Genomic DNA, 15,791 nt, shown 5'->3' with positions numbered 1-15,791 from the left:
AACATTTGGGGTTTGGTTATGCTGTAATTTCGCACTTTTTAAGCGGAGCAAATGTTATCCGTACGTTATAGCCACTATTGTTGCGGTTGCTTAAAAAAGCGTCATCTGGGTTTGTTGGGGCTGTCCGGCCAGTCCGAATACTGTACGTACTTCCTGGTAAAAATCCGCCTCGTATTTCCCGTCGTGTACATGCAGAAAAAAATACAGGTCCTGAAGCCCCTGCCCTTTCCATATATCCAGCCGTTTCTTCCAAGCCTGCAGCCGGGTAAGGTCCAACGGATGCCCGCCTTGGGTCACGAACCGGAGAAACAGGTGCGGGATGGTATGCGCCATGTGCAGGCAATCCCGTCTGCCGGGCGTATCTGTCATTACCACGCCGATGCCCAGCTGGTGGAGGATGCGAAAGAACTCTTCCCGCTCCGCGTTTTTTTCGAACCAGTCGGGGTGCCGTATCTCCACAAAAAAGCGGATGTCCTGCGGCAGCTGTTCCAGGTATTTATAGAGATTGAGTTTGCGCACCGGCGAAAAATATTCGCTGAGTTGCAGAAATACCGGTCCCAGTTGCGTCTCAAAAACCCTTATGCTCTCCAGGAAAGCTGCCGTTTCTGTACCGGCGTTCAGTAAAGAGCTATGGTGACTGATAGACTGCGGTACTTTCGGACAAAAACGGAAATCACGTCCTTTGGTCTTTTCTGTCCATTTACGGATATCGTCGGGGCTATAGATTTTATAGTGTGTGGCGTTCAGCTCCACACAGTTAAAGAGCCGGCTGTATTCTGCCAGCGGGTCTTTGATACCTTTGTTGTACAAAGTGCCGGCATATTCCTTGCGGCTCCAGCCGGAGGTACCTACCCTCAGCACGCTATTTCCGGCAGCGCCATTCAATACCGCTTCTGTAGGCCACGCATCGGCCGGCAGGCTCAGGTCCAACCGATCATACATTTGCCAGTTCGCGCCAAAATCCATGCTTTCTCTTTCTTTTTACAGTGTCTTGTTAAAATTCAGCGCCAGCGTCACCCAATGGTCCCAGTCGGCCTTAGAGCGCAGGCTGTCCGCCGCCACATGTACATATCCTTTGTACTCCTTACCGCCCATGATGACGGTGGAGCAACCCTTTCTGGCAATGGACGCCTCATGCAGCGCCGGGTCGATGCGGCACATGATCCGGTCTGCTCCTGCGGTGAGGCACATCTTACCGTTGACCATGAATGCCAGTCCGCCGAACATCTTTTTCTCTTCTACGGCAGTTACCTGTTCCAGCGCCTTGCGGAGCTTTACGGCCAGTTGCTCACTGTAAGCCATATACGTTTATTTAGGATGAACAATCGTTACCTTAGCAGCGTACTAAATTACAAAAATGAACGCATGAAATCCAATTCCCCTATTCCGCTCCATGGTAAAGAGCTGCAGGAATTCGGCGTGGAGCTGAAGCAGGGCACGTACGTGCATGAAAGCATACGGCATATTCACCGCGACGGACACTATGTATTTCTCGTGCTGGAACGGGGAGAGTTTTTGCTGGAAATTGATTTTTCCGAATGGCATGTCAAAGCGCCGGCGCTCTGTTTCATTATGCCGGGGCAGGTACACCGTTATATCCGGCACAACAACAGTGACGGCTGGTTCTTCTTTGCCGATGCGGGGATTGTTGGCGGAAAGTACCGCGACATCTTTGAAAACCATCTCCGGGCGCAACAGCAATTTCCCCTTACACCGGCGCATGCTGCTTTTAACAGTATGCCGCTGTTGCAGCAGGTGCTGAATGCTCCCGGTCATCCTTTAAAAAAACAGGTAGTCTCCTCGCTGTCGGAAGCCATACTGGCGTTGTTTGCCTCAGAAGCGCTGCAGCATGATTTATCCCATACCCCCGCGCATAACCAACGGAAGACGATCACGGTAAAATTCAGGAAGCTGGTGAAAAAGAAATACCGCGAGGTGAAGCAGGTGCAGCAATATGCGCAGTTACTGCATATCACGCCGCTCTACCTGAACGAGTGTGTGAAAGCCACCACCGGATACCCTGCCAGCCACTGGATTGTGGAAGAAGTGCTGCTCGAAGCACGGCGACTGTTATATTATACGCGGCTCGACGCCCGGCAGATCGCTTTTGAACTGGGCTACGAGGATGCCGCTTATTTCTCCCGTCTTTTTAAAAAACATACCGGCGTTACACCATTGGCATTCAGGACACAAAACCATGAATTGTCCAAGAATGCCCATTAAACAGTCAACACCGGCCCCGGTCTCCCGTACTAGCTTTGCATTCATAATAAACTAAAAAATTATGGGTGTAATTATTAAACACGATATTGGAACAAGCCCCTCAGCAAGCTTTAGTGCTCTTGTTACCCCGGTAGTACTTTCCGTACTATCTATTTTCCTGACGATTGGCGTTTCTTACGCGGTATTGCCGGCACTGGTACACGAACAACTCGGATATGGCAATGTGATGGTAGGCGTAGTGCTTGGCCTGGCCAACGCCACCGCCCTGATCACCCGTATGTATGCCGGTACCCATACCGATACCCGCGGCCCCCGTTCTGGTGTAATACGCGGTATCCTCACCACCGCCGTAGCTGGTTTGGTTTATGTGTGCTCGGCTATCACCGGTCTTCCGCCCATGCTTTCACTGGGCCTGCTGCTCGCCGCCAGGATATTACACGGCATTGGAGAGAGTTTCCTTATCACCGGGGCGCTGACGCTGGGCATTGGGTTGGCAGGTCCTGGCAGAGCGGGTAAGCTCATGGCCTGGGTGGGCATCTCTCTGTATGCCGGTATCGGCCTGGGAGCGCCCATCGGTAATTTTGTGCTGCAGCATATGGGCATAGTGGCCGCGTTCGTGCTGATCATCCTGTTACCCGTACTCGGCAGCCTTCCTGTTTTAAAATGCCCGGAAATAACGCCCGGCGGTAAAAAGTCAGGCGTACCCTTCTACAAGGTAGTATCCCTGATTTCCAGGCAGGGTATTTCCCTTGCCCTGTCGGTGACAGGTTTTGGCTGCATCTCCTCTTTTGTGGCGCTGATGTTTACGGCCAACCAATGGAGCGGCGCTGCCTGGGCGCTGAGTATCTTCGCTGCTACGTATACTCTTGTACGTTTGTTCTTCGCCTCCTCTGCCGACAAATACGGCGGTTACCTTATTGCTGTTATATCTGTCGTGATTGAGATCGCGGGCCTGTTGATCCTTTGCAGCGCGGGCACCCCTGCTGTGGCCCTGGTGGGCTGTGCCCTCACCGGCGCCGGTTTCTCCCTGATATTCCCTGCCCTGGGCGTAGAAGCCGTTAAAAAGGTGTCCCCGGAAATACGCGGCAGTGCAATGGGCGCCTATACCGCCTTTACCGACCTGGCCCTGGGCATCACCGGGCCCGTTGCCGGCCTGATCGCCAGCAGCTTCGGCTACCAGGCGGTCTATCTCTTCGGCGCCGTAAGTGCGGCGCTGGCATTGCTGCTGATCATGATCGGAAAAGAACAATAGCCCCGGGGCCATACCCGGGGATTTTCCCGTTTTATAGATATATTTAGTCATCCTAACTTTATAACTGCTCAAAACACCTAAACCGGATACCCTATTCTTTCACTTTAAAAAATATCACATGTCAGTTACACCCTCAAATGTATCGTTATGGGCTTACCGCACCATTCCTTTCACCTTCGAAAACGGATACCCTTATCAACAGGAAGTCATCGCAGCGATGAACCAGTGGGAAACGGCTGCCGGCGTCACTTTCGTACAACGGACCGACGAGCCCAACTACCTGTACATCCAGCAGGCGGCTACCACTGACGAGAGCAGTATTGGTATGAAAGGCGGTAAACAGGTCGTTGGTATCAGCCAGCATGATCTGGCCCTGCATGAACTGGGGCACGTGATCGGTCTGGCACATGAGCATTCCAGAAGTGACCGCGATGATCATATCGATATGCAGTGGCAGTATATCGATGGTGGCCAGTCCAACACACAATTTGTGAAAGACCGTTTCAGCAACAACCTCACCGCCTATGACCGTCTGTCGGTAATGCACTACCCAGCTCCGGCGACCGGCTGGGGCGGTTATCCGGCCGACCAGCAGGTATGGACCATGCTGTGGCGGCAGGACAACAGCATCAAACTGGGCGCCGGCGACAACCAGGGATACACCGTATTGTCTGACGACGATAAAAGCCCGAACGGGATGCTGGCTTTATATCAACAGCAACGTGTACCTATGGGGCCGCAGACCGCCAGTGGCAAATGGAAAAATCCATACCCGGTAGAATTTGCATTCGTCATCGCCGGCCAGACTTATGCCTTCCAGCACAACCCCGCATCCAAAGCCTGGTATATACAGGAGCTGTTGCCCGACGGCTCCTTAGGTAAAATAACCGCCAAGGGCACCTGGTACAACCCCTATGAAGTACAGTTTCCTTTTACCGTCGGCGACCGGGTATTTTATTATGGCCAGAACCTCGAAAAAAACAACTGGTTCATCCAGGAGTTGTTGCCAGGCGGACTAGTAGGCAATACCACTGACACCGGCACCTGGAAACACCCTTACCAGGTACAGTTCCCCTACACCATTGGTGGCCGGGTGTTCTTCTACGGCCAGAACACCAGCACCAGGTACTGGTTCCTCCAGGAACTGCTGCCGGCGGGAAAAATGGGAAAGGAAACGGCTAACGGCACATGGGGCAACCCCTACGAAGTGCAGTTCTCCTATACGATCGGCAGCCGGGTATTCTACTACGGCCAGAATATGACTAAAAAAACATGGTTCATCCAGGAACTGCTGCCGGAAGGAAAAATGGGTCAACAACTCTCATCAGGCACCTGGGCGGAAGCGTATGAAACGCAATTCCCGTATTCCCTCGGAGGCGTACAATACTTCTACGGCCAAAACATGGCATCCAAAAACTGGTTTATCCGCCAGCTGAATCCCGACGGCACGATGGGCGTGCTGGTGCAGGCCGGCCGGTGGGACAAAGGCTACCAGGTACAATTTCCGTATGTAAGCGGCTATCAGCAGTATTTCTTTGGTCACAGCACCAGCGACTATAGCTGGTTTATCCGGCAGTTGCTGGAGATATAAATGCAGGGCCGTCCCTATGGGGCGGCTTTTCCTGCTTTCCGAGGTCACCCTCCAGCTGGTCCTTTATCAGCGCGACAATGCCTTCCTGCCTTTTCCGCAAGGACAAACTTTCGTATAATGTTTCCAAGGGTTCCGCCATGAGCGGCAATTCGTTATGGGAACTGTGGATACATGCCAGCAACCGTTCCAAGCGGAATATTAAGGGAGAGGAGAACAAAGCCGCATTGTATTTTTCCGTGTCAGGAGCTGGCCCACTAAAACTTTCACATCCAACAAAAATCCCGCTGGTATAAAAGTTAATCCCGCCAATACCACAGACAGGCAGCCGAAAAGATGAGCTTAGTCCTAAAAAGACGCTATGCAAAAAGTAATCATCATCGGAGGAGGTATAGCCGGATTAACTGCAGCCCACGTGCTGGCGGATTACTGTCCGGAGATATTGATTATTGAAAGAGACGTACTGCCAGCCGGACCGGTAACACGGTCCGGCACGCCGCAGGCATATCATCCGCATCACCTTACACCCCGGGGACGCATGATCCTGGAGCAGCTGTTTCCCGGCCTAAACGACGAACTGCTGCAAAACGGTGCTGCTTCCAGCCTCGGCAAAGAGATCTGGTTCTCCTACCCTTTCGGCGACCTGCACATTCCCGAACCCTCCAACGAAGCGGCCTGCAGCCGCGCTTTCCTCGAATGGCATATCCGGTCACGGGTACTGAAAAAAGAAACGATACAATTACTTCCCGCAACAACGGTCAACGACCTGCTGACAGATAAAGTCCACAACAAGGTATATGGCGTTACCGCCACGCGCGGGAATGAAACAATACAACTACATGCAGATATGGTGGTGGTGGCAACCGGCTTCCATTCCCATCTGGGTGAGTGGCTTAACAGGCAGGGCTATACGATTCCTGAACCGGAAATACTGACCACCCTTCTGGGGTATAGTACGCGGCATTACGCTTTCCCCGCTTCGCCGACCGTTCCCTGGAGCCTGTTACATATCGAAAACCCCGAGCAGCCCGAGGTGCCCACCTGTGTGGTATCATTCATGGAAAACAATGTACTCGAAGTCATCCTGGGGAACATCGGCGGGCAATATCCGCCTACAGACAGCGACGGCTTTGAAACGGTGCTGCAGCTGCTGAATATCCCTCCACTACAGGAAGTGCTCCAACAGGTAACACCGCTGGAAGCACCACGCGGTTACCGCATCAAAGACGTCACCCTGCGGCATTATGAAAAGATGGAATCATGGCCCGGCGGGCTGCTGGCCATCGGCGACGCCTTCTGCACTTTTGACCCTATCCATGGTACCGGAATGACTATCGCGGCCATGCAGGCGGCATTGTTGCAAACAATGCTGCAACAGCGCCCTGCTTTGGACGTTTCTTTTGGAAGAGACTTTCTGAAAGCTGCCGCCCGCATTGTAGAACCGGCATGGTGGATGAATGCCGTGGCAGACCATGGTCATCCTGAAGTACAGCACAAATATATCACCCCACAGAAAGGGCTGGAATTCGCTCATGTTTTTATGGAACAGGCGATGCAGTTCGCCGTCAACCTACATCAGCCGGCATTGTTCGGACTGGTATGGCTGGTGAAGACCTCTTTTCTATCTCCGCACGAACTTATCAACCGCCCTATGTTTGAGATGCTGCAGGAAGCGGGGCTGACGGGGCCGCTGGAAGCGCTGATACGGGCCGGGACAGCAACGGATGTCGCACATTGGCAGGACGATCGTTGTCCCGATATCCCGGATTATGAAGACGAGTTGTTTATTCCATTGCAGGTATTGCAAAAGTAGTAGCAGGACATCATAAAAAAGACGTCCCACAATTGGCTGAGACGTCTTTTTTATGGGCATCGCCCCGGTTTATTGACCCACCTGCGATATCCGCAGATTCGTGCATCCGTACGGTATCAATGTAATTTCTTCTTCGTCCTTTGCAGCCTCGTGATCGATGAAGCCGGTTTCTTTCTCTCCCGGTACATCAGCCAATAGCGTCCAAGCTGAATGCCGTACAAAAAAAAGCACCTGAATTCATGCAACCAACACTGCTGCAGGATGATGTTTTATGTATCAAAACTACCAACTGCCGGCTGTTTTCTACCGGGGTTAAACAGACTTTGTAGCGTGTTGATCAGAACAGGACCCGGGAAAATTCCCGGCGCATTACAGGTAAAAATTTTTTTCTGTTTGACAAAAAAGAAGTTATTTTATCTGACAGTAACCAGTGGTGACCTCTGAATGACCATTTCCTTCAAAAGAGATTCCAGTCTTTTTTATTATAACCATAATCCAAAACCCTCATGCAACCGAACTACAAGCGTTTTTTGGGTCCTGTTTTTTCGCGCGCCCGCGCATTAAATCGCCGGGAAGTACCTCCACGACAAGAAAATATTATTGGCGGTAAAGAAGGACTCCAAACATTTATCACAGAAGGAACAGAAGAAGCTGTTATATCTGAAGCCGCACAGATTGTCATCCCTCCTGAATTCAACGGCAAGGATTATGTTACTTTCCTGTTGCACATCGATGCAGAGATTGAACACGGGCTGATGATCCAATACCTCTACGCCGCTTACAGCCTGGGCGGGCCGCAGGTGCCGGAAGGCAACCAGGCCACCGTCAGCAAATGGCAGGAAATGATCCTGGGTATTGCCAAAGAAGAGATGGGGCATTTCGTATCTGTACAGAATGTACTGAAGCTGATCGGAGCGCCGCTGCATTTCGAAAGACAGGACTATCCGTGGGATACGCCGTTCTACCCGTTCCCTTTCAAACTGGAGCCGCTGAGCCTCGCGTCGCTGGCCAAGTATGTGTATGCAGAAGCCCCGGAGTCGTTCCTGACAAGCGAAGATCCTATTGCAAAAGAGATTGTGGCCACGGTGAACGCTGATGTGTCCAATCCAAATACCGTCGGCGCCTTGTTCTCTGTATTGCTGCAACTGATAAAGGACCCGAAGGTGATCGGCGATGAAGTGTTCCAGGCGAATACTTATCCTTTCCAGGCGAAGTTCGACGAATGGGGCCGCGGATATAAAGGTGGCGCCAGAGGTAACACAAAAGGCGGCAGCCAACCGGGCAGCCCGGATGTGCTGGTGATGCCGCTGGCCAGTCGCGACGACGCCTACAATGCCCTCAACGCTATAGCCGAACAAGGGGAAGACAATACCAAAGCCAACACCGACATGCCTTCCCACTTTGAACGGTTTCTTTCCATTTACACAGAAATGCGGGGCATGACAGGCGTGCCTTTCTCCCGCCCGCTGGCCGTCAATCCCTACATACAGGAAGACGTGCAAGACCCTAACGCCTCTCCTTCCGAAGGCCAGAAGGACAACAGCGATCCGAGAGATCCGATCACCAATTCTACCGCGCAGCAGTGGGGCCATCTGTTCAACCTCCGCTACCGTATGCTGCTGAACTTCCTCACCCACAGCTTTGTACTGGTAGACGGACTCAATGTAGCCGGCGCTATTACTCCCAGGGGACTGATTATTAACTCCACCTTCGGTGAGATGTACAACCTGCGGGCCATCGCCTCCGAGATGGTGAAGCTGCCTCTTAAAACCGGCTCCAACAATAAACTGGCGGGACCACCCTTTCTCATCCCGTACACGATGGAGCTACCTGCCGGCGAGCATAACCGCTGGAGGGTACATGCCGATCTGCTACAGGCTTCCGGCAAACTGATCGATGCCATGCTGAGCGACAGCGACATCGGCCACCATCGTTACCTGTACTCGCTGAAAGAAGCGGACACCAAACTGGAACAGATCATCCAGGATATGCTCGCCGTGAACGCCTAATCTCTCACCCAAAATCATGAACATGTCTATCACTGCTATCAGGATATTACCCCCCTTTGCCATTGCCCGGCTGGGATCTTCATCTGTACCTCAAACACCTTATGATCTGCAGATAGCCGCAGACAAACCGGTGGGCTTCCGGCAAATGGTACCGCAGCCCTCCTACGACGTGGACCCGTCTACCGGTAAAATCAGCGTGGGCGCCGCTCCCCCGTCGGTTATCTTTAAAGACAACGTCACCACCATTACCGATAAAACGGGGAAAATACGGCCGGTAGCCCCTTTCCTCGAAGTTTTCGCCCTTACTACCGACAAACCGGACGTACTGGTGCCGCTAACGCAGAAAATGCTGGACGACGCCAATATCAAAATCAATGATTTTGTCTGGAAAATAAGGCTCGGCAACCTTAAAATACAACGCAGAACGGGAGATCCCAATGATGCTATCCACGCCACCGTAGACATCAAAGGCGGTGATTACACCCCGAAACCGGTGATCGGTCATTGTAATAATTTCATCTCAGGTCAATCCCTGCCACTGGGCACCGTCCAGTTTATTCAGCCTACCACAGACTTTCCCCAGATAAGGCTGCGTTATACGCCCGGCCCCGGAAAAGTATACGGATGCGCTGTGGACAGCGTCAAAGCCTACGGACAGACGGCCACAAAAGACCCTAACATCACGGACCCCAAAACACAGGTGATCTACGACCCCAGTAAACCCTGGGCCAAATACGTGGAAGGGCCGGATTTTAATCCCAATTACACCATGCCTGCACAGATCTTCGCCGGTTACTCAGACGATAAAGGCAACCAATACAGCTGGGGCTATATCGACGATGAGTGTGACGGCTACGTGGAACTGGACATCAACAGCGCCAGTCCGCTGGTGGCCCGGGCCACCATCTGCGCCGGCCCACCGGCATTCGCGCCCGATATCCTTCCTGTACGTACCATCGCCGATGAACTGGAACAGGTATACCTCGGGCCCGACCGGCAAGATGCCGTGCCGATAGAGGAAGCGGAGGAAATTGTACGCCGCGCGCTGGAATCCATCGTGCTGATGAACACCAGCGTGATGAATGGCAATCCTATCAACGGCAGATGGAATGTGGCCAGCACCATGGTGCGGCAGGACACCAACGACCTCGGACGGCTGTATGAGCCTATCATGGCCGATTCGCTGGTAGATAACCTGGCGCTGCGTATGTTGCACGAAAGAGTGTTCAACGGACTGAGCACCGGCATGGCCGCATGGTTTGCCGATGCACTGCGCCGGCCAGATAAAATCGGGGACGTGTCCGACAAGGAAAGACGCAAAATGCCGGGACTGATGCGCGGCGCCGACGGACGCGCACTAACGCTCACCTGGCGTATGATCAATACCGTTATACAGGCCGCCGCCAATGCACTCTTCAATGATAACACCACCGATCCGCCCGCTCCGGCTACCGGCACCATTCATAAAGACGACTATATCGCTCAACTCAATTACCGCTCTCCGGGCAACCCCTACAGCGTTATTTCAAGAGCCGCTATTTCCAATTGTTTCCCCGGTCTGGAATCAGACTTCCGGAATATCTGGGTGAACGTTTTCACCGGGCTGGTGATGAGTGAAAATGACAACTACGTCATCAGTGGAAAAGTCAGTAACGTAGACATGACCGGCCACCGGCTCATTGGTATCAACGGCAAACCGACCATGGTAGCCGCAGAGGGCCCTGTGTTCCCCGGCGGCGACAACGTGCCGCTGGCCACCAGCGACAACCCCAACGGCGCTGTATTCATGGAATGGTCTAACCTCATCGCCTCACTGGGCATACAACCGGGAGCCACCGTACATCTGCAGTTCACCAAAGAAAAAGCTACCTTTCCTGTGCTGGTAACGGAAAATGACCTGAAAGGCAGTACCTATCCTTCATACGCCACCACCATGGCCAATTTCTTCACCAGCAAAGGCACCACGGGCGGCGAAATAGATCCACACCTGGTGAGCGATGGTTTTCTTACCCGCAGCCTCTGTTCCCCGTGGCAGAATGACTACCGCGAATGCGCCTGCTACTACTGGGCAGCTACCCGTCCGGACTACGTAAACGTGGAACCCGGGGAGAACGGGCTCAGTAAAGGCGACATGTGGCTGTCCAAACAACGTACGGGTGAATATGTCCCCGACAACCGGGTGGACACGCGGCTCGCTTCCTATAATGATCTGTTCCAGAACTGGGAAGGAGAACTCAACTTCATCGTTAAAGGAAACGATGCCCTCACCAGCAACGGCGACACTACTATTAATAACTTATAGGTCCACATGATGTTAGATCATTCCTCCTTATATACCATCGCTACACAATTAACGTCACAGATAGCCAGGCAGTCCATGCCTGGCTCTTCTCAGGTACACCTCGTATCCGGCGGTGGCAGGACACAACTGCTGGTCACCAACGGCAGCAGGCTGCATAAGCTCGGCCCGGAAGCGGAGCAACGCTTCCGCCACCTGATCGCCCGGAAGAACGAAGCCGCCATCCGGCAGGAGCTGGTGGCCATGGGTATCGACACGACGCCGTTCATCGACGACATCCCCTTAAAAAGTCCGCGGGTACATGCCCTCTCGCTGGCCATCGCCCAGAAGTGCAATATGGGCTGCACTTACTGTTATGCTGACCAGGGCGATTTCGGCGGTCCGGCGAAAAATATGGACATGGCCACCGCCCGGCAATCCATAGACCTGTTACTGAAAGATTGTACGCCCGGCGATAAGGTGCAGGTGACTTTCCTCGGCGGCGAACCGCTGATCAACCGGAAATCGTTGCGGGAAGCCACGCTATACGCTCTTGCCGTTGCAGCAACAAAAGACGTGCAGGTAAACTTCTCATTGACTACCAACGGTACCTTACTGAAACCGGACGACGCAACCTTTTTTGAAGAACACGGTTTCGCAGTAACAATCAGTCTCGATGGTATCGGAGAACAGCATGACCGGCAGCGCCCTATGAAAAACGGCGCCGGGTCTTACGAGCGTATCCTGGAAAAAATTCAGCCGTTACTAACACAACAGCGACAGATGCAGGTATCCGCACGGGTAACGGTAACGCCTGCACAGCAACAACTGACCGACACCTTACAGGCATTCATCAGCATGGGTTTTCACAGCGTAGGATTTTCTCCCCTGCTGCGTTCTTCCAACGGGCGCGATGAGATGACCCGCCGGGACCTCGAAAAAATGCTGGAAGAGATGATCGCCTGCGGGCTGTTGTTTGAACAACATATTATCCAGGGCAAACGTTTCCCTTTCCTCAATATGATCAACGCGCTGAAAGAAATTGCCAAAGGCACGCACCGCCCCTACCCCTGCGGCGCAGGCGCCGGGTATATGGGCGTATCGGCCGACGGTGGCCTGTATGCCTGTCATCGTTTTGTGAATGAAACTGCCGGCAGTATGGGAAATATCTATGAGGGCGTAGATGCCGATCTTCAGAACAACTGGCTGGCCTCCCGCCACGTACATCAACAATCGCCCTGTAACAACTGCTGGGCGCAATACCTCTGTGGCGGCGGTTGCCATCACGAAGTACTGGAAAAAGGGCGGCATGCCTGCGACTATATCCGGGGATGGCTGCATTATACTATACAGGCACACGAAAGAATCAACCGGATGGCGCCGCAATGGTATCAATAACTACTTTTTTTTATTCGCATGGACACATACGACATCCTTATTGCAGGCGCAGGCCCTGCAGGGACCTGCGCTGCGCTGCGCCTGCTCTCACTGGGGTATCGGGTAGCCATGGCGGAATGCGAAGCATTTCCGCGGTCACAAATCGGTGAGTCGCTGTCACCCGGCATCCGGAATATATTTGATTACATTGACGCCGCATCCCTGCTGCAGGAAGACCACTGCCTGCAGCAGTTGCCCGCGCAGGTGATCTGGCAAACGCAGCATGCAGACACACCACCGCGTGGTCACGGCTTAATGACAGACCGCAGCCTGCTGGACAAAGGATTACTGGACCTGGCGGTAGCACGGGGACTGGTACTATATCAACCGGCAAAATATGAACGCAGCACCTACGACGGGCATCACTGGCACGTTACCATCCGGCAGCCGGAGGGTGCGCAAACACTGTCTTGTTCGTTTCTGCTGGATGCCCGCGGCAGAAAAGGTATCAGGCAGTCACAACGATGGCAGACAGCCCCGCCGATGGTGGGTATATGGTCCTACACCAGCGCGCAGGTGATGCCACGGGCTACTTGTGTGGAAGCCGTACCGGACGGATGGCTGTGGGGCTCGCCACTACATGACGGTCAGTACAGAATACTGGCATTCACAGATCCGCAATTTGTCAAACAATCATCATTTCACGATAGCTATCAGCAGCTGCTTAGCAGCGCGCAACTCTTCCGGCCGGCATTAAAAGCCGGGGCACTGTCATCACCGCAGAGTTGTAATGTATTCAGTTATGTACACCAGCTACCGTGGTACAACAACCGTATCCAACTAGGGGAGGCTGCGTTCGCGATCGACCCGCTTTCCTCCACCGGCGTGGAAAAAGCGATGCGCATGTCTTTACAGGCCGTTATTGCCATACATACCATCTTTCAAAAAAACACACCGGCCATCGCACAGGAATTTTTTGAAAACCGCCTGGCCGATTCCGTCGCCCATCATATGCAATGGACCAGCCGGTACTATGCAGAAGCCTGGCCGGCCGGCGTTCATCCTTTTTGGAAAACACGCGCCACGCTTCCCGCCACAGCAGAGACTTTATCGCCTTTTACCGCGCAAGTGGGGCAGTCGCTGGCCAGCTATCAGCCGCCGGTATCATCTCCCGAAAAAAAAATCAATATTCACGATACCCTGCAACAGCTGTGGCATAAAAAACTGTATCTCTCCCCTGCTATTTCCTACAAAAAAACCATCTGCGTCATCAATGACTGCGCGGAATACAAAACCGCCCTGCAACACCCCAATCTTGCGCGGGAAGTGGCTTTCCTCGGCAACCACGACATCCTTCCGTTAATGCACATTGCGCAGGAAAGCGAAACGTTTGGACAACTGATCTTACGATGGCAGCAGTTCCTCCCCGCTGAAACGGCCGTCCCTGTGATGTTGCAGCTATGGGACAAGGAGCTCCTCTGCGAAGGTTAAATGATGCATTCCCCTGTTTGTTTTTATTATTATTGTCATTATCTTGGATAATTGTTCAAATTACCTTTGATGAGTTATGGGGAACCTGTAGATGAAACACGCCAGACCGGCACACCGGCACCGCAGGATGCAGCAGCGCTTGAACCAATCTTTAAAGCGTGTTACGCCCTGTTGCGTGCTTATGCCTGTAAATATGTGACGCGCGAGACGGCAGAAGACATCATACAGGACGTTTTCATTCAACTCTATAAAAAAAGGCTTTCCCTGAACATCGACACCAGCATCAAAGCGTATCTCTTCCGCAGCGTGCACAACGGTTGCCTCGATCATATCCGGCGGGAAGCTGTCCATCAGCGTTATATCAACACCACCCTTCCGGGACTCGCCGAAGCGGAAATGGACTATTTCAGTCCCGATGGTCCCCGGCAAAGCCTGATCCAACAAGATAACCTGGCCGCCAGCGTCTGGCAGGCTATAGAAGCGCTGCCACCCAAATGCCGGGAGGTAGTTAAACTGCGGTACCAACAGGGCCTTAAAACCGGCGAAATATCAGCCACCATGGGCATTTCCACGCGTACCGTGGAAACACAGCTGTATAAAGCGATCAAACAACTACGCGGACTCATACGCAAAACCAACATTTTCCTCTCTGTCATGATGCTTTTTTAACGCGGATATATATTATATTTTCCATTTTCCCTTTTTCCGGACGCGTACGAAAATTTTTTTTCAAAACCGGTACGTAGTTCCTATCCCTTTCTCGTCTAAATAATATGAAATGGCACCTAATAATACTAACCCGTTGGATTATACGCTATTAATAAAATTTATTGACGGTCAGGCCAGTCCTGCCGAAACCGCTGAAGTAGCCGCCTGGCTGGACGCCGCTCCCGCCAACCGTGAGCGCTACTTTCAGGTGAAAGACATCCTGGACCAGCAGCGCGTATCGGCAGTTACCCGCGAGGAAACGGACGAACGATGGCAGCAGATTGCCGGGCAGCTGCAGGCCGCAGCGGAGCCTGTCCCCCTGCGGCGCCTCTCCTGGTTGAAATACGCCGCAGCGGTGCTGGTACTGGTCATTGGCGGAGGTATCGCCGCCTACGTATTGCAGCCATCGCCCCGCGAAGAACCCTTGCTGACACTCGTATCGCAGAAAGCGACGGTACAGCATATGGTGCTGCCCGACAGCACACGCGTATGGATCAAACCGGGCGGCCAGCTACGTTACCGCAATGTAAAAGACGGGCTGCGGGAATTGTGGCTGGAAGGCAGTGGCTATTTCGAAGTTGTAAAAAATACGGCGACGCCGTTCAGGATACATACGCCTGGCATCAGCGTAGTGGTATTAGGTACATCATTTACAGTGAACGATGATCAACACAACACCAACGTAATAGTAAATACCGGGATGGTAAAAGCCAGTGCGCATGAGCAGGAAATGCTGGTGCGGCCCGGACAGAGAGCAACGGTAGTCAGTAACACCCTCCGGATAGACAGCGTCAATGCACAGTTGTTCGCCGCCTGGAAGGATGGCGATTACAAATTTGAGAACACCTCCGTAGCAGAGCTGAAAGAGCTGCTGGAGGCCAACTACGGGTATGAAGTCACCATATTGCAACCGCAGAAATTCCGGACCACCAGCATCAGCGGCCGCATGCTGATAACAGATGCACAGAGCCTGTGCCAATCGCTTTCAGGCATGTTGGAAGCTGATGTCAGGAAAGATGGTCACCGGATTATTATTCAACCAAAATAAGCAC

12 protein-coding genes are annotated in these 15,791 nt (G+C 52.9%); 10 read left to right on the top strand and 2 right to left on the bottom strand.

Annotated elements, in window-relative coordinates:
* Positions 1–90: 90 nt before the first annotated feature.
* The gene (locus B5D63_RS24070) at positions 91–966 is read right to left on the bottom strand and encodes a DUF72 domain-containing protein (RefSeq protein ID WP_078671430.1); all 876 of its coding nucleotides are present in this window, start codon (positions 964–966) and stop codon (positions 91–93) included.
* Positions 967–981: 15 nt separating this feature from the next.
* Entirely contained in the window at positions 982–1,302 is a 321-nt protein-coding gene (locus tag B5D63_RS24065) for a TfoX/Sxy family protein (RefSeq protein ID WP_078671429.1), read from the bottom strand.
* A gap of 63 nt (positions 1,303–1,365) precedes the next feature.
* On the opposite strand from B5D63_RS24065, the gene B5D63_RS24060 reads away from it, so the two are divergent.
* The 10 genes from B5D63_RS24060 to B5D63_RS24010 all read left to right on the top strand — a co-directional run bounded on the left by B5D63_RS24060 (position 1,366) and on the right by B5D63_RS24010 (position 15,787).
* On the top strand, positions 1,366–2,223 hold the full coding sequence (locus B5D63_RS24060; protein ID WP_159456138.1) for a helix-turn-helix domain-containing protein: 858 nt from the start codon (positions 1,366–1,368) through the stop codon (positions 2,221–2,223).
* Between the two features lie 61 nt (positions 2,224–2,284).
* Positions 2,285–3,475, top strand: coding sequence for an MFS transporter (locus tag B5D63_RS24055; protein ID WP_078671427.1), 1,191 nt, complete (start codon positions 2,285–2,287; stop codon positions 3,473–3,475).
* Between the two features lie 118 nt (positions 3,476–3,593).
* Positions 3,594–5,066, top strand: a complete 1,473-nt coding sequence (locus tag B5D63_RS24050) for a M12 family metallopeptidase (RefSeq protein ID WP_078671426.1) — start codon at positions 3,594–3,596, stop codon at positions 5,064–5,066.
* A 358-nt stretch (positions 5,067–5,424) separates the two neighbouring features.
* On the top strand, positions 5,425–6,876 hold the full coding sequence (locus B5D63_RS24040; protein WP_078671424.1) for an NAD(P)/FAD-dependent oxidoreductase: 1,452 nt from the start codon (positions 5,425–5,427) through the stop codon (positions 6,874–6,876).
* Positions 6,877–7,382: 506 nt separating this feature from the next.
* Positions 7,383–8,885, top strand: coding sequence for a ferritin-like domain-containing protein (locus B5D63_RS24035; RefSeq protein WP_078671423.1), 1,503 nt, complete (start codon positions 7,383–7,385; stop codon positions 8,883–8,885).
* A 22-nt stretch (positions 8,886–8,907) separates the two neighbouring features.
* Positions 8,908–11,187 carry a hypothetical protein gene (locus B5D63_RS24030; RefSeq protein WP_078671422.1) on the top strand — a complete coding sequence of 760 codons (2,280 nt, stop codon included), beginning with the start codon at positions 8,908–8,910 and terminating at the stop codon, positions 11,185–11,187.
* 6 nt (positions 11,188–11,193) lie between these two features.
* Positions 11,194–12,561: a radical SAM/SPASM domain-containing protein gene (locus tag B5D63_RS24025; RefSeq protein ID WP_078671421.1), complete on the top strand. Its 1,368-nt coding sequence runs from the start codon at positions 11,194–11,196 to the stop codon at positions 12,559–12,561.
* Between the two features lie 18 nt (positions 12,562–12,579).
* Complete coding sequence (qhpG, locus tag B5D63_RS24020; RefSeq protein WP_078671420.1) at positions 12,580–14,031, top strand: flavin-dependent monooxygenase QhpG; 1,452 nt, start codon at positions 12,580–12,582, stop codon at positions 14,029–14,031.
* Between the two features lie 69 nt (positions 14,032–14,100).
* Positions 14,101–14,700, top strand: coding sequence for an RNA polymerase sigma-70 factor (locus B5D63_RS24015; protein WP_078671419.1), 600 nt, complete (start codon positions 14,101–14,103; stop codon positions 14,698–14,700).
* A 109-nt stretch (positions 14,701–14,809) separates the two neighbouring features.
* The gene (locus B5D63_RS24010) at positions 14,810–15,787 is read left to right on the top strand and encodes a FecR domain-containing protein (RefSeq protein WP_078671418.1); all 978 of its coding nucleotides are present in this window, start codon (positions 14,810–14,812) and stop codon (positions 15,785–15,787) included.
* Positions 15,788–15,791: the final 4 nt, after the last annotated feature.

The organism is Chitinophaga eiseniae (genome assembly GCF_900167135.1).
GTDB classification, from domain to species: Bacteria; Bacteroidota; Bacteroidia; order Chitinophagales; family Chitinophagaceae; genus Chitinophaga; species Chitinophaga eiseniae.
This window is presented reverse-complemented; position numbering and strand designations above follow the sequence as displayed.